Source organism: Micromonospora sp. NPDC049257, assembly GCF_040678915.1.
GTDB classification, from domain to species: Bacteria; Actinomycetota; Actinomycetes; order Mycobacteriales; family Micromonosporaceae; genus Micromonospora; species Micromonospora antibiotica.
The window spans coordinates 152,292-167,699 of the sequence record NZ_JBFAQU010000002.1; the positions used below are offsets into that span (position 1 = coordinate 152,292).

General features: G+C 73.5%; 9 protein-coding genes. 2 read left to right on the forward strand and 7 right to left on the reverse strand.

Features of this window, described 5'->3' with window-relative positions:
• Positions 1-160: 160 nt before the first annotated feature.
• Entirely contained in the window at positions 161-973 is an 813-nt protein-coding gene (locus tag AB0K25_RS04630; protein ID WP_219463856.1) for an SGNH/GDSL hydrolase family protein, read from the reverse strand.
• A 201-nt stretch (positions 974-1,174) separates the two neighbouring features.
• Here AB0K25_RS04630 and AB0K25_RS04635 point away from each other — a divergent pair, with 201 nt between their 5' ends.
• Entirely contained in the window at positions 1,175-2,713 is a 1,539-nt protein-coding gene (locus AB0K25_RS04635; protein WP_219463859.1) for a M1 family metallopeptidase, read from the forward strand.
• 520 nt (positions 2,714-3,233) lie between these two features.
• Here the strand turns inward: AB0K25_RS04635 and AB0K25_RS04640 are convergent.
• A complete protein-coding gene (locus AB0K25_RS04640) occupies positions 3,234-4,742 on the reverse strand; it encodes a glutamate synthase subunit beta (protein WP_208569686.1) in 1,509 nt (502 codons plus the stop codon).
• The gene (gene gltB / locus AB0K25_RS04645) at positions 4,735-9,390 is read right to left on the reverse strand and encodes a glutamate synthase large subunit (RefSeq protein ID WP_357536943.1); all 4,656 of its coding nucleotides are present in this window, start codon (positions 9,388-9,390) and stop codon (positions 4,735-4,737) included. Before gltB ends, AB0K25_RS04640 begins: the two co-directional genes overlap by 8 nt.
• Before the next feature lie 146 nt (positions 9,391-9,536).
• Between gltB and AB0K25_RS04650 the strand changes: the two genes are divergently transcribed.
• The gene (locus AB0K25_RS04650; RefSeq protein ID WP_219463864.1) at positions 9,537-10,382 is read left to right on the forward strand and encodes a GNAT family N-acetyltransferase; all 846 of its coding nucleotides are present in this window, start codon (positions 9,537-9,539) and stop codon (positions 10,380-10,382) included.
• Positions 10,383-10,570: 188 nt separating this feature from the next.
• On the opposite strand, the gene AB0K25_RS04655 is transcribed toward AB0K25_RS04650, so the two are convergent.
• The 4 genes from AB0K25_RS04655 to trpB form a co-directional block, all read right to left on the reverse strand.
• Complete coding sequence (locus AB0K25_RS04655; RefSeq protein WP_357536945.1) at positions 10,571-11,761, reverse strand: NAD(P)/FAD-dependent oxidoreductase; 1,191 nt, start codon at positions 11,759-11,761, stop codon at positions 10,571-10,573.
• An 11-nt stretch (positions 11,762-11,772) separates the two neighbouring features.
• Positions 11,773-13,044, reverse strand: a complete 1,272-nt coding sequence (gene lgt / locus AB0K25_RS04660) for a prolipoprotein diacylglyceryl transferase (protein ID WP_363818834.1) — start codon at positions 13,042-13,044, stop codon at positions 11,773-11,775.
• 250 nt (positions 13,045-13,294) lie between these two features.
• A complete protein-coding gene (gene trpA, locus AB0K25_RS04665) occupies positions 13,295-14,098 on the reverse strand; it encodes a tryptophan synthase subunit alpha (protein ID WP_208569690.1) in 804 nt (267 codons plus the stop codon).
• A gap of 4 nt (positions 14,099-14,102) precedes the next feature.
• Positions 14,103-15,338 carry a tryptophan synthase subunit beta gene (gene trpB / locus AB0K25_RS04670; RefSeq protein ID WP_357536947.1) on the reverse strand — a complete coding sequence of 412 codons (1,236 nt, stop codon included), beginning with the start codon at positions 15,336-15,338 and terminating at the stop codon, positions 14,103-14,105.
• Between the last annotated feature and the right edge of the window lie 70 nt (positions 15,339-15,408).

A 15,408-nucleotide genomic window follows, 5' to 3' on the forward strand; every position in this document is an offset into this window, starting at 1 on the left:
ACCGATCAACTCGTCGGCGTCCCGACTGCGGCCCGCCGTCGGCGTCCCGACTGCGGCCCGCCGTCGGCGGTGTCGCCCGGCGCTCCGGTGGGGCGCCGGAGGCGACCGACGCCCGACGCCGACGGTCGGCGACCCGGGGGCCGCCGACCGTCGGCGTGGGTCAGCGCAGCGCGGCGGTGAGCGCCGGCAGGTAGCCGGACCGGTAACCGTCGGCGTTCGGGTGGTATGCCTCGATGACGCCGCTGACGTCGCGGATCCACGGGGCGGCGGCGCAGACACCGTGCCCGGTGAAGAACGGCCGGGTGTCGGCGAAGGTGGCCCCGACCGCCCCGGCCCGCGCGGCGGTGACCGTGGCGAGCACGTCGGCGGCCTCGTTGAGGATGGTCCGCTTGTAGCTGCTCATCGCCAGCACTCCACAGGAGCCGGTTTCGAAGAGCCGGGGGTAGCCGAGCACCACCAGTCGGGCGTTCGGGGCCCGGTCACGGATCGCGGCGTAGGTGGCGTCGAGCCGGCCGGGCAGCGTCGAGGTGGCGAAGCTCTTGGCCTTGTCGACCGCCGCGGTGCAGGTCGCCGTGCTGCCGAACCGGCAACTGGTGATCACGTCGGCGAAGCCTGCGTCGTTGCCACCGATGGTGATGGTGACCAACGTGGTGGTGGCGCTCAGCGAACCGACCTGCTTGCTGATCACGTCGGAGGTGACCGCGCCACCGCAGGCGGGGAAGGCGAAGCTGGTCACCGCGTTGGCGGCGGCCCAGAGCGGGGCGTACGACTTCTGGCTGCGCAGGCAGGTGGACAGGTCGTACGGGCCGGCGCCGACGCCGGAGGAGTACGAGTCGCCGAGCGCCACGTAGTGGACGGTGGCGGCCTGGGCGGGGGTGGGGACGAGCACGACACCGACGGCGGTGGCGAGCAGGGCGGCGAGTGCGGTGGCCGCACGGGCCAGGGCACGACGGGGTAGGGCGCGGTGGGGCATGACGGTCCTCCGGGGGCAGGAAGGGTGGAGCCTCTGGACCGCGCGCGTGGCCAAGGGGGGTGAGGCGTTGTTACTAGTCGGTAATGCTAGCGAAACATCGACACAAAGAGAACAGCCGATCCCCATCGATCCGACGCACACGTTTCCACCGCCGTCGATTAGGTTGTCGGTGCGAACACCCCGATGGAGGGAGTCCACCCCGTGCGACGTGTTTTCACGGCGGCCATCGCCGCCCTGACCGTCACCACCGCCGGCACCCTGGTGACCGGCACCCCCGGCCAGGCCGACGCCCGACCGGGCAAGAGCCGGTCGGTCGCGGTCTCGGCCGCCCCGAAACCCGGCAGCCCCGGCCTCGGCGACCCCTACTTCCCCGACTACGGCAACGGTGGCTACGACGTCGACCACTACGACGTGCGGCTGCGCTACGAGCCGGCCACCGACCGGCTCAGCGGCACCACCACCATCCTGGCCACCGCCACCCAGGACCTCTCCCGGTTCAACCTCGACTTCCTGCTCGACGTGGAGTCGGTGCGGGTCAACGGGTGGACCGCCCGGTTCGCCCGGGAGGGCGACCACGAGCTGGTGGTGACCGCGCCGCGCGGCCTCACCACCGGCCAGGCGATGACCGTCGTGGTCACCTACTCCGGCGTGCCGTCCGAGACCCTGGTGAACGGCTACTCCGGCTGGACCCGCACCGTCGACGGCGCGCTCGCCGTCAACGAGCCCGAGTCGGCCTGGTGGTGGTTCCCGTCCAACGACCACCCGCTGGACAAGGCCACCTGGGACGTCTCGGTGTCGGTGCCCGACGGCGTCGAGGTGATCAGCAACGGCGTGCAGCCCCGGCCCCCGCTGGCCGAGGCCGGCAACCGGATGCGGTGGGGCTGGCGCAGCACCAAACCCGGCGCGACCTACCTGGCGTTCCTCGCGATCGGCCAGTACGACATCGTCACCGACACCGCCCCGAACGGGCAGCCGGTGATCAACGCCTACAGCACCACGCTGGGCGACCGGGCTCCCGCCGCCCGGGCCAGCATCGAACGCACCGCCGAGGTCGTCGACTGGGCCAGTGGCGTCTTCGGGCCGTACCCGTTCGAGGCGCAGGGGGGTGTGGCCGCGCCGATCGACAGCCTCGGCTTCGCCCTGGAGACGCAGACCCGCCCGGTGTACGGGCCCGGCTTCTGGCGACGCGGCAGCAACCCGTACGTGGTGGTGCACGAGAACGCCCACCAGTGGTTCGGCGACTCGGTCTCGGTGGCGAACTGGAGCAACATCTGGCTCAACGAGGGCTTCGCCTCGTACGCCGAGTGGCTCTGGTCGGAGGCGCAGGGTGAGGGCACCGCGCAGGAGCTGTTCGACTTCACCTACGCCAACTACCCCGCCGGCGACGGCTTCTGGCAGGTGCTGCCGGGCAACCCGGGTGCCGGCGCGGTCTTCGACGACGCGGTCTACGACCGGGGCGCGATGGCCCTGCACCAGCTCCGGCTGACCGTCGGCGACGACGCGTTCTTCCGGATCCTGCCCGCCTGGACCGCCGAGCACCGGTACGGCAACGGCACCATCGCCCAGTTCCAGGCCCTCGCCGAGCGGATCTCCGGCCTCGACCTGGACCCGGTCTTCACGACCTGGCTGTTCACCCCCGGCCGGCCCACCCCGGCCACCGCCACCCGCAGCACGACCGCCCCGGCGCAGCCGAAGTCGTGGACCCAGATCCGGGCGGCGCACCAACTGCTGGCGCGCTGACCGACCCCGGTTCGGGCTGCCCGCCCCCGGCACCGGCGCGGGCAGCCCGGACCGGCCCGCAACCGTGACCTTCCGGCACCCGGGCCGGTCCCGGCGGAACTCGGTCCCGGCTCGGCACGGTTTCGGCCCGAGGTCGGGTCTGGTCTGGTCTGGGGCTGGTCGGGGCCGGGGTCGGCCCCGGGCTGGTCGGGGCCGGGGTCGGCTCCGGGCGACGCCGATCGGGGCAGCGTCGGACCGAGCCGGAACGATGGTTCCGGAGAGCGATATGCCTGACGGGCATATTTATGACTGTCAGGCATATCGCTCTCCGTGGTGATACGTGCTCTCGGGAGGGCTGGCTCCGACACCCCCGTGACACCACAACGGCAGGGCCGGGACAGGTGGTGCCGCAGAAGCGGCTGTGAGCCGGCAGGGCGCAGCGGGCGAAACGGTGGCCGTGCCACAGGCCGTGCCACAAGGTCGGGCCGTCAGCCGACCCGGAGACCAGGTCGGCTGACGGCCACCGTTCGACGGGCGGGGGTCAGCGGGCGGCGAGGGGCTGGCGGGCCGGGTCGACCGGGGCCGGCAGGTCACCCACCCCACCCAGGTAGGAGTGGATCGCCGCGGCGGCGGCCCGCCCCTCGGCGATCGCCCAGACGATCAGCGACGCCCCCCGGTGCATGTCCCCGGCGACGAACACCCCGTCGGCGTCGGTCTGCCAGTCGGGGCGGGCGTCGACCGCACCCCGGGCGTTGCGGACCACCCCGAACTGGGCCAGCAGCGGCTGCTCCTCGGTGCCTTCGAAGCCGATGGCCAGCAGCACCAGGTCCGCCGGGAGTTCCCGCTCGGAGCCGGGCAGCGCGGTGACCACCCGTCGGCCGTCGCGCCGCTCCACCGTCACCTCGGCGATCCGGACGCCCTTGACCTGACCGGTGCCGTCGTCCACGAACTCCTGCACGGCCACCGCGAAGACCCGCTCCCCGCCCTCCTCGTGCGCCGGGTAGTTGCGCAGCACCCACGGCCAGGTCGGCCACGGGTCCCGTTCGGCGTCGCGGCCGTGCGGCGGCTCCGGGTAGAGATCGAGCTGGTGGACGCCGGCCGCGCCCTGCCGGTGGGCCACGCCCAGGCAGTCGGCGGCGGTGTCGCCACCACCGATGATCACCACGTGCTTGCCGGCCGCGTCGATCGGCGTGCCGTCGGGCAGCACCGCCGGCGCGGGTCGACCGTCCCCGGCCGCCGCGACCACCCGGTTGGCGGCGACCAGGTGGGTCATCGCCTGGTGGACGCCGCGCAGCGGCCGACCGGGCGTCTCCGGGGTGTCCCGGCCCTGGAGCGCGCCACAGGCCAGCAGCACCGCGTCGTGCCGGGCCCGCAGCTCCTCGGCGGTCACGTCGACCCCGACGTTCACCCCGGTGCGGAACTGCACGCCCTCGGCGGCGAGCTGGGCCAGCCGCCGGTCGATGTGCTGCTTCTCCAGCTTGAAATCGGGGATGCCGTAACGCAGCAGACCGCCGATCGCGTCGTCCCGCTCGTACACCGTGACGGCGTGACCGGCGCGGGCCAGTTGCTGGGCGGCGGCGAGCCCGGCGGGCCCGGAACCGACCACGGCGACCGACCGCCCGGTCGACGCCGGCACCGGGCGGGGGTTCAGCCCGCCCCGGGCCACCGCCGCGTCGGCGATCTCCACCTCCACCTGCTTGATGGTGACCGGCTGCTGGCCGCCCAGACCCAGCACGCAGGCCGCCTCGCAGGGCGCCGGGCAGAGCCGGCCGGTGAACTCGGGGAAGTTGTTGGTGGCGTGCAGCGACTCGACCGCGGCGTCCCAGGTGCCGGTGCGGACCAGGTCGTTCCAGTCCGGGATGCGGTTGCCCAGCGGGCAGCCGTCGTGGCAGAACGGGATGCCGCAGTCCATGCACCGGGTGGCCTGCTCCCGGATCAGCTCGGCCCCGGCGGGCGGGTACACCTCGCGCCAGTCGGTGATCCGCACCGCCACCGGGCGACGGGCCGGCAACTGCCGCTCGTAACGCAGGAAACCATTCGGGTCAGGCACGAGCCACCTCCTGGGCGACCACCCGCGCGGCGGGCGGCACCGACGCGGTCAGCGCAGACATGACCGCGTCGTCGACGTCGCGGCCGGCGGCTTCGGCGGCCTTCATGATCTCCATAACCCGGCGGTAGTCCCGGGGGACCACGGCGGTGAACTCCTCCACCGCCTCCGGCCAGTTCTTGAGCAACTCCGCGCCGACCGCCGAGTCGGTCTCCGCGACGTGCCGCTGCACCAGGTCGTGCAGCAACTCCCGCTCGGCGTCGCGCAGTGGGGACAGGTCGACCAGTTCCGCGTTGACCCGGCCGGTGTCCAACCGGTGCACGTACGCCGTCCCACCGGACATGCCGGCGGCGAAGTTACGGCCCGTCTCGCCGAGCACCACCACCGTGCCACCGGTCATGTACTCGCAACCGTGGTCGCCGACGCCCTCGACGACGGCCACCGCACCGGAGTTACGCACCGCGAAGCGCTCCCCCACCCGGCCGCGCAGGAACAGCTCACCGCCGGTGGCCCCGTACAGGATGGTGTTGCCGGCGATGATCTGGTCCTCGGCGCGCTGCCCTGCGGTGGCCTCGGGGTCGACGAACGGCGCGGCGGCGTCCGGGCGGATCACGATCCGGCCCCCGGAGAGCCCCTTGCCGACGTAGTCGTTGGCGTCGCCGTGCAGCCGCAGGGTCACCCCGCGCGGCAGGAACGCGCCGAAGGACTGCCCGGCGGTGCCGCGCAGCACGAACTCGACGGTGTCGTCCGGCAGGCCGGCGCCGCCGTGCCGGCGGGTCACCTCGCCGCCGAGCATCGCGCCGACGCTGCGGTGCTCGTTGCGCACCGCCACCTCCACCCGGACCGGGCTGCCGTCGCGCAGCGCCGGTTGGGCCAGCGCGATCAGCTCGTTGTCCAGGGCCAGCTCCAGGCCGTGGTCCTGGGCGCGGACACCGCGCCGGGCGGCACCCTCGGGCAGCTGCGGGGTGTGCAGCACCCGGGCCAGGTCGAGGCCGTGGCCCTTCCAGTGGTCGATCGCCGGTACGATGTCGAGCACCTCGGTCTGCCCGATCGCCTCTTCGATGCTGCGGAAGCCCAGCTCGGCCAGGTAGCCGCGGACCTCCTCGGCGAGGAAGAGGAAGAAGTTCTCCACGAACTCCGGCCGGCCGGTGAAGCGTTCCCGCAGCACCGGGTTCTGGGTGGCGATGCCGACCGGGCAGGTGTCGAGGTGGCAGACCCGCATCATCACGCAGCCCTCGACGATCAGCGGGGCGGTGGCGAAACCGAACTCCTCCGCGCCGAGCAGCATCGCCACCACCACGTCCCGGCCGGTCTTGAGCTGGCCGTCGACCTGCACGGTGACCCGGTCACGCAGCTTGTTGAGCAGCAGCGTCTGCTGCGCCTCGGCCAGGCCCAACTCCCAGGGGGTGCCGGCGTGCTTGAGCGAGTTGAGCGGGGACGCGCCGGTGCCGCCGTCGTGCCCGGAGATCAGGATGACGTCGGCCTTGAGCTTGGCGACCCCGGCCGCGACGGTGCCCACACCGACCTCGCTGACCAGCTTGACGTGCACCCGGGCGGCCGGGTTGACGCACTTGAGGTCGTGCACGAGCTGGGCGAGGTCCTCGATGGAGTAGATGTCGTGGTGCGGCGGCGGGGAGATCAGGCCGACGCCGGGGGTGGCGTGCCGGGTGCGGGCGATCCACGGCCACACCTTGTTGCCGGGCAGCTGCCCACCCTCGCCGGGCTTCGCGCCCTGCGCCATCTTGATCTGGAGATCGTCGGCGTTGACCAGGTATTCGCTGGTCACCCCGAAGCGTCCGCTGGCGATCTGCTTGACCGCCGAGCGGCGTGCCGGGTCGTGCAGCCGGTCGACGTCCTCGCCGCCCTCGCCGGTGTTGGACTTGCCGCCGAGCCGGTTCATCGCGATGGCCAGCGTCTCGTGCGCCTCCGCCGAGATCGACCCGTACGACATGGCGCCGGTGGCGAACCGCTTGACGATCTCGGTGGCCGGCTCGACCTCCTCGATCGGCACCGCCGGACGCAGCCCGGTCCGCAGGGTGAACAGCCCGCGCAGCGAACCGGCCTGGGCGGCCAGCTCGTCGACCTTGGCGGTGTACTGGCGGAACACGTCGTACTGGCGGCTGCGGGTGGCGTGCTGGAGCAGGAAGACCGTCTCCGGGTTGAACAGGTGCAGTTCACCCTCGCGCCGCCACTGGTACTCGCCGCCCACCTCCAGCCGGGTGGAGCCGACGGTGCCGGGCGTCGGCCAGGCCTGCCCGTGCCGGGCGGCGACCTCGGTGTGGATCCCGGCCAGCCCGATCCCGCCGATGGTGCTGGGGGTGCCCCGGAAATAGCGGTCGACCAGCCGGGTGTCCAGGCCGACGGCCTCGAAGACCTGCGCGCCGCAGTACGACGACACCGTCGAGATGCCCATCTTGGACATGATCTTGAGGACGCCCTTGCCGAGCGCCTTGACGTAGTTGCGGACCGCCTTCGCCGGCTCCACCCCGACCAGGGCCCCGGTGGCGATCATGTCCTCCACCGACTCGAAGGCCAGGTAGGGGTTGACCGCCGCCGCGCCGTACCCGATGAGCACCGCCGCGTGGTGCACCTCGCGGCAGTCACCGGACTCCACGATCAGCGCCACCTGGGTCCGGGTCTGCTCCCGCACCAGGTGCTGGTGCACCGCCGCGGTCAGCAGCAGCGACGGGATCGGCGCCAGGTCGGCGTTGGAGTCCCGGTCGGACAGCACCAGGATGCGCACGCCGTCCTCGATCGCCTCGGACACGTGCCGGCAGATCTCGGTCAACCGGGCCTTGATGCCGGCCCCGCCGTCGCGGATGCGGTAGAGCCCGGACACCCGGACCGCCTTGAAGCCGGGCAGGTCACCGTCCTCGTCGACGTCGAGTAGCTTCGCCAGCTCGTCGTTGTCGATCACCGGGTAGGGCAGCACGATCTGCCGGCAGCTCGCCGCACCCGGGTCCAGCAGGTTGCCCTCCGGGCCGATGGTCGACGCCAGGCTGGTCACCAACTCCTCCCGGATCGCGTCCAACGGCGGGTTGGTGACCTGCGCGAAGAGCTGGTGGAAGTAGTCGTAGAGCAGCCGGGGCCGGGTCGACAGCGGCGCGATCGGGGTGTCGGTGCCCATCGAGCCCAGCGGCTCCGCCCCGGTACGCGCCATCGGGGCGAGCAGGATCTTCAGCTCCTCCTCGGTGTAACCGAAGGTCTGCTGCCGCCGGCGCACCGAGTCGTGGGTGTAGACCACGTGCTCCCGGGCGGGCAGGTCACCGAGGTCGATCAGGCCGGCGTGCAGCCACTCGTCGTACGGCTGGGCGGCGGCCAACTCGGTCTTGATCTCGTCGTCCGAGACGATCCGGCCGTTGACCGTGTCCACCAGGAACATCCGGCCCGGCTGGAGGCGGCCCTTGGCGACCACCGAGGCCGGGTCGAGGTCGAGCACGCCCGCCTCGCTGCCCAGCACCACCAGCCCGTCGGCGGTCCGCCACCAGCGCCCCGGCCGCAGGCCGTTGCGGTCCAGCACCGCCCCGACGATCTCACCGTCGGTGAAGGCGACCGAGGCCGGCCCGTCCCACGGCTCCATCAGGCTGGCGTGGAACCGGTAGAACGCGCGCTTGTCCGGGCGCATCGCCGGGTCGTTCTCCCACGCCTCCGGGATCATCATCAGCACCGCGTGCGGCAGGCTCCGGCCGGCCAGGTGCAGCAACTCCAGCACCTCGTCGAAGTTGGCCGAGTCGGAAGCGGCCGGAGTGCAGACCGGGAACACCCGACGGATGTTGCCGGGCAGGTGCGGGCTACGCAGCAGCGCCTCGCGGGCCTGCATCCAGTTCCGGTTGCCGCGGATCGTGTTGATCTCGCCGTTGTGCGCGATGAACCGGTACGGGTGGGCCAGCGGCCAGGACGGAAAGGTGTTGGTGGAGAACCGGGAGTGCACCAGCGCGATCGCGCTGTCGACCCGCTCGTCGGTCAGCTCCGGGAAATACTCCGGCAGCTGGTCGGGGGTGAGCATGCCCTTCCAGGTCATCGTCCGCGCCGACAGCGACGGGAAGTAGGCGGTCACCCCCCGCTCGGCGGTCTCCCGCTCGGCCTGCTTACGCACGCAGAACGCCACCCGGTCCAGGTCGATGCCGGACAGCGGGGAACCGGCCGGACCCGCCGGGGTGTCGGTGAGCCGGTGCGCGGCCAGGAAGAGCTGCCGGATCCGGGGCATCGCCGCCAACGCCGTCTCACCGAGCCCGCTCGGGTCGGTCGGCACGTCGCGCCAGCCGAGCACCTCGGCCCCCTCGACGAGGGCGTACTTCTCCACCACCTGACGGGCGCGGGCCTCACCGCCGTCGTCGTCGGGGAGAAAGACCAGACCGGTGGCGTACTGGCCGGCGGGGGGCAGGGGGAAGTCCACCACCGCACGCAGGAACGCGTCCGGCACCTGGATCATGATGCCCGCGCCGTCGCCGGTGTTCTGCTCGGCGCCCCGGGCGCCACGATGGTCGAGCCGGCAGAGCGCACCGAGGCCGTTCGCCACCACCGCATGGGAGCGCCGCCCGTGGAGGTCGGCCACGAAGGCCACCCCGCACGCGTCGTGCTCGTGCGCCGGGTCGTACAGACCGGTCGCGGAAGGGACCGGCTGCGGGCTGTGCGGGTACGGAAGGGCCACCGGGTCTCCTGTCGTCACTCAGGTTGTTTCATGGTCGGGACGACGTCGGCCCTGGGCGGTCTGTTGAGTCTACGTTAGGGCGACCCGGGCAGGGCCAGTGCGGATTGATCACACCTTCCAGACTCTGGGACGTGTAGTCTCGCGCGGTGGATCCTGCGCACCGCGACCTGTTCGACCGGTTGGAACGCTTCTATGACGCGGTGCCCCGGGACGCCGCCCGCGCCGAGGAACACGGCGGCCTGGTGCTGTTCGCCCGGGACGGGGTCGGTTGGCCGTTCTATGCCCGCCCCCGCCTGGACGCCACCGCGCCACCGTCGCTGGCCGACCTGCACACCGTCCGGGAACGGCAGCGTGAGCTGGGCCTGCCCGAGGCGTTCGAGTGGGTGCACGAGACCACCCCGGACCTGCTCGCCACCGCCCGGGCCGCCGGCCTGAGCGTGCTGGAGGCCCCGCTGATGGTGCTCGACCCGCAGGTGATCCCGGCCGACCCGGCGACGCTCACCGACGTACCGGTGCGGGTGCTGGACCCGGACGCGCCCGGCTTCGCGCTCGACGTGGCGGCCCGCCGCGCGGTCGCCGCGGTCGGTTTCTCCGCCGCCGGCACCGCCCCCGGCGCCGCCGGCCCGGCCGAACGGGACGCCGCGATGACCGAGCTGGACGTGGCCGCCCTCGACGAGGAGCGGGCCGCGATCGCCGCCGGCCGGCGACTGTCGGCGGTCGCCTGGACGCCTGACGACGGCGCGTTGGCCAGCGGGATGGCGATGCGGGTCGACGACGTCGCCGAGGTCGCCGGGGTCGCCACCCTGCCGGCCGCCCGCCGCCGGGGCCTCGCCGCCGCGGTCACCGCCACTCTGGCCCGCACCCTGCGCGCCGCCGGCACCGACCTGGTCTTCCTCTCCGCCGGCAGCGAGGACGTCGCCCGCATCTACCTGCGCGTCGGCTTCCGCCGCATCGGCACCGCCTGCATAGCCGAACCCACCGCCCTCCTCTAACAGCCCCTGTCCCTCCCCCGCCCCGCCCCAGCTCGTCCCGGCTCGGCTCGGCTCGGCTCGCCCCGCCCCGGCTCGGTGATCAAGAAGTTTGCGTCAGGAAATGGGCCGCGCATGACGTAAACCTCTTGATCACCGGCCCGGGGACGGCCGCGCAGGCGGGGCGGGGCGGGCGAGCCGGGGGCAGCGGGTCAGGGGGTGGGTGGGGGGCGCCAGGCGGCGGCTGCGGCGGCGGCACCGGAGAGCAGGCGGGGGCTGATCGTGCCGAGCGCCGCGTCGCGGGCGCGCAGGGCCAGCCGGCCCCGGGTCTGGAGCACCGCCGACATCCGGCGGGTCTGCCGGACCACGGTGGCCGCCCGGGGACGGCGCAACCGGTCGTACGCCAGCACGGCGTCGGGCAACCGGGACTCGCGCAGCAGCGACGACAGGGTGGCCGCGTCCTCGAAGGCCAGGCAGGCGCCCTGTCCCAGGTGCGGTGGCATGGCGTGGGCGGCGTCGCCGAGCAGCACCACCCCGCCCGGCCCGGCGGGAAAGCCGTACGCCCGGGGCAGCGGACGCAACTCACGCACCTCCTGCTGCACCAGGTCGGCGGGTTCGGTGGCCGCCAGGAGATCACCGATCGGGGCGGGCCAGCCCGCGTACCACCGCTTGAGCAGGGCGAGCTGGGTCTGCGGGGACTCCGGGCGGGGCGCACCGGCGGCGGTGGCCACCCAGTAGACGCCACCTCGACGGGACGCGCCGGACGACCCCCGCTCGCCGAGCGAGGCCGCCACGAACCGGTAACCGGCGCCCAGCACCTCACCACCGACCGGCTGGTCGGCCGGCACCGGCACCCGGTACCAGGGGATCACCGCCCGCCAGGCGGCGCAGCCGGAACTGACCACGCTGGCCTCGGGGGCGAGCTGACGGCGCAGCACGCTGTCCGTGCCGTCGGCGGCGACCACCAGGTCCGCCTCGACGAACTGCCCGTTCAGCCCGACCCCGGGCCGCTCGTCGGGGTTCGCCCGGACGCTGTCCACCACGACCCCGGTCCGCAGCTCGACCCGGTCCCCGAGGCCGGCGATCAGGGCGTCGTGCAGATCCTCCCGGTGCACCACCACCGGCATCCGGTCGGCCGGGGTGGGCCGGGGCTGCGCCAGCCAGTGACCGTCGGGGCGGCGGATACCGCCGTCGGGCAGCGGGGTGGCGATGGCGTCCAGGCCGGCGCCGAGGCCGAGTACCCGCAACGCGCGTACCCCGTTGGGCCAGAGCACCACGGCGGTGGGTTCCGGGCGGACCCGGTCGGCCCGTTCCAGCAGGGTGACCTGCCAGCCGGAGCGGGCCAGCGCGCCGGCCACCGACAGTCCGCCGAGCCCGGCGCCGACCACCACCGCGCTGCGCATGCCGGGCCCGCTCAGTTGTCCCGGTCGGCGGGCCGGCCACCCGCGCCGCCGGCCCCCGCTGACGCGTCGACGTCGTCACCCGCGCCGGTCCCGGCGGCCCGGTCGCCGCCGGCCCCCGCCTCCGCACCGCCGCTGAGCCGGTCGGGCTCCGCCGGCTGGTCGTCGTGGCCCGCCGGCTGGTCGTCGTGGCCCGCCGGCTGGTCGTCGTGGCCTTCAGGCTGGTCGTCGTGGCCCGCAGGCTGGTCGTCGGTCGCCGCCGCGTCGTCGGCGGCGGGTCCGTCGGGCCGTACCCCGGTCTCCCGGTACGCGGTGAACTGTTCCTCGTCGACCACCTGGTAGCCCACCGGCGCGACCGTCGCGGCGGACCCCTTGCCGGTCTGGGACAGGTCGACCTGGGAGACGTCGCCGCCGGTCACCGGAGCCGGCGCGGGGGCGTCGATCGGGATCAGGTAACCCCGGGGGCCCCGCACCCGCAGGAAGTAGATCAGCGCGCCGAGGAAGACCAGCCCGGCGGTCCACACGTTGAGCCGGACCCCGAGGATCCGGTTCGCCTCGTCGCTGCGCATCAGCTCGATCCAGAACCGGCCGGCGGTGTAACCCATCACGTAGAGCGCGAAGGCCCGGCCGCGCCCCAGCTTGAACCGCCGGTCCAGTGCGAACACCAGGCCGGCGACGCCGAGGTTCCACAGCGCCTCGTAGGCGAACGTCGGATGGTAGAGGCCGGGCTCCAGGATGGGCTGGTTGGCGTCGTCGCGCAGCGCGTGCCCGGGATTGTCCGGGTCCATCCGGTGGATCTCCAGGCCCCACGGCAGGCTGGTCCGCCCGCCGTACAGCTCGTTGTTGAACCAGTTGCCGAGCCGGCCCACCGCCTGGGCCAGCGGCAGGCCCGGGGCGAGGGCGTCGGCCACCACCGTCAGCGGGATGCCGAGCTGCCGGGCGGCGATCCAGGCACCGACCGCGCCACCGGCGACGGCACCCCAGATGCCGAGACCGCCCTCCCAGATGGCGAACGCCTTCCAGGGGTCACCGCCGGTGCCGAAGTATTTCTCGGGTGAGGTGATCACGTGGTAGATCCGGGCGCCGATGATGCCGGTCGGGACCGCCCAGACCGCGATGTCGAGCACCGCGCCGGGGGCGACGCCACGCTGGCGCAGCCGATGCTCGGTCACCAGACAGGCGATCACGATGCCGGCGACGATGCAGAGGGCGTACGCCCGCAGCGGGACCGGCCCGAGCTGCCAGACGGCGGTCGTCGGGCTGGGCAGCGCCGCCAGGGGTGTCATCGAGACGTGGGTCACGGGTGCACAGGCTACCGCTGCGGAGCCCCGCCGTGGCACCCCGGTCCGGTCAGACCTGCCACCCGACCCTGCAACCCCGGCGGCCGGTCGCCCGACGGACGCCACCCGTGGGGCGAAATGGCAGCATTCCGCCGCAGCGGACACCGCCGTCGCGCCCCCACTGAGTTGATCAATCCGAGCCGTACCGCACCTCGGCGACGGACGGCAGGGTGGGACGGGCCGGCCGGGTGCGGGCTCAGCGGGTCGGGTTGCGGACGCCCTCGGCCAGCTCGGCGGAGAGGGTACGCAGGGCGGCCAACCCCGCGTCGAGGTCCGGGGCGTCCAGCAGCCGGCGGATCAGCGCGCTACCCACGATCACCCCGTCGGCGTACCCGGCGACGGTGGCCGCCTGCGCGCCGGTGCCGACGCCGAGACCCACCCCGACGGGCAGCTCGGTGACCTCCCGCAGCCGGGAGACCAGCACCGGGGCGGCGTCCGAGGTCTGGGAGCGGGCCCCGGTCACCCCCATGATGGCGGTGGCGTAGACGAAGCCCCGGCAGTGCTCGACGGTCATCCGCAGCCGGGCGTCCGTGGACGACGGGGAGACCAGGAACGTCCGGTCCAGCCCGTACGCGTCCGAGGCGGCCAGCCACTCGCCGGCCTCGTCGGGAATGAGGTCGGGGGTGATCAGGCCGGTGCCCCCGGCGGCGGCCAGGTCCCGGGCGAACGCGTCCACCCCGTACTGCTCGATCGGGTTCCAGTAGGTCATGGTGACCACGGGTGCCCCGGTGGCCGCGACCGCCTCGATGATGCGCAGCGTGTCGGCGGTACGGACGCCACCGGCCAGGGCGATGTCGCTGGCCTTCTGGATCACCGGGCCGTCCATCACCGGGTCGGAGTAGGGAATCTCCACCTCGATGACGTCCACCCCGGCCTCGACCATCGCGGTCATCGCGGCGATGCTGCCCTCGACGGTGGGGAACCCGGCCGGCATGCAGCCGACCAGGACGGCCCGCCCGTCGGCCCGGGCCTTGTCGAAGGCCACCCCGATCCGGCTCACGGTCTCACTGCTCCTTGTCGAGGATGCCGAAGTATTCACCGGCGGTGTGCACGTCCTTGTCGCCCCGGCCGGAGAGGTTGACCACGAGGAGCGGTTCCCGGCCCAGCTCGGCGGCGAGCTGCGGGGCGATCTGCACCGCGCCGGCGAGGGCGTGCGCGCTCTCGATCGCCGGGATGATCCCCTCGGTGCGGCAGAGCAGCTCGAACGCGGCCATCGCCTCCCGGTCGGTCACCGGCTGGTAGCGGGCCCGGCCGCTGTCGTGCAACCAGGCGTGCTCCGGGCCGACGCCGGGATAGTCCAGGCCGGCGGAGATCGAGTGCGACTCGACGGTCTGGCCGTCGGCGTTCTGCAGCACGTACGTGCGGGCGCCGTGCAGCACCCCGGGGGTGCCGCCGGTGATGCTGGCGGCGTGCCGGTCGGTGTCCACGCCGTCGCCGCCGGCCTCGAAGCCGTACAGCCGCACGTCGGTGTCGGGCACGAAGGCGTGGAAGATGCCCAGCGCGTTGGAGCCGCCGCCGACGCAGGCGAGCACCGCGTCGGGCAGCCCACCGGTCAGGTCGAGGCACTGCTGGCGGGCCTCGTCGCCGATGCCGCGCACGAAGTCGCGGACCATCTCCGGGAACGGGTGCGGGCCGGCGGCGGTGCCGATCAGGTAGTGGGTGTCGTCGACGTTGGCGACCCAGTCCCGCATCGCCTCGTTCATCGCGTCCTTGAGGGTGCGCGAGCCGGTGGTCACCGGGATCACGGTGGCCCCCAGCATCCGCATCCGGGCCACGTTGAGCGCCTGCCGCTCGGTGTCCACCTCGCCCATGTAGACCACACAGTCGAGGTCGAACAGGGCGGCGGCGGTGGCGGTGGCCACCCCGTGCTGACCGGCGCCGGTCTCGGCGATCACCCGCCGCTTGCCCATCCGCCGGGTGAGCAGCGCCTGGCCCAGCACGTTGCGCACCTTGTGCGCGCCGGTGTGGTTGAGGTCCTCCCGCTTGAGCAGGACCCGGGCACCGATCTTGGCGGAGAACCGCTCGGCGGAGTAGAGCAGGGAGGGGGTGCCGGCGTAGTCGCGCAGCAGGGCCGCGAACTCGGCGAGGAACTCCTCGTCGGTCATCGCCTTGCGGTACGCGGCGTCCAGCTCGTCGAGCGCAGCGACCAGCGCCTCGGGGACGAACCGGCCGCCGAACCGGCCGAAGTGACCGGCGGAGTCGGGAAATTGGCCGGCCGGGGTCGTCACGTCGGCGCTCATGCCGTCGCTCCCCGGCCGTCCGCGCGCCGACGCCCCGTCGCGTCGCCGGTGACGAATCGCTCGCGCTCGC

Bases quoted from the DNA above. Each gene is read 5' to 3' on its own strand.
- AB0K25_RS04630 (WP_219463856.1), bottom strand. From the start codon at position 973: ATGCCCCACCGCGCCCTACCCCGTCGTGCCCTGGCCCGTGCGGCCACC.
- AB0K25_RS04655 (WP_357536945.1), bottom strand. From the start codon at position 11,761: ATGCGCAGCGCGGTGGTGGTCGGCGCCGGGCTCGGCGGACTGTCGGTG.
- lgt (WP_363818834.1), bottom strand. From the start codon at position 13,044: ATGACACCCCTGGCGGCGCTGCCCAGCCCGACGACCGCCGTCTGGCAG.
- trpB (WP_357536947.1), bottom strand. From the start codon at position 15,338: ATGAGCGCCGACGTGACGACCCCGGCCGGCCAATTTCCCGACTCCGCC.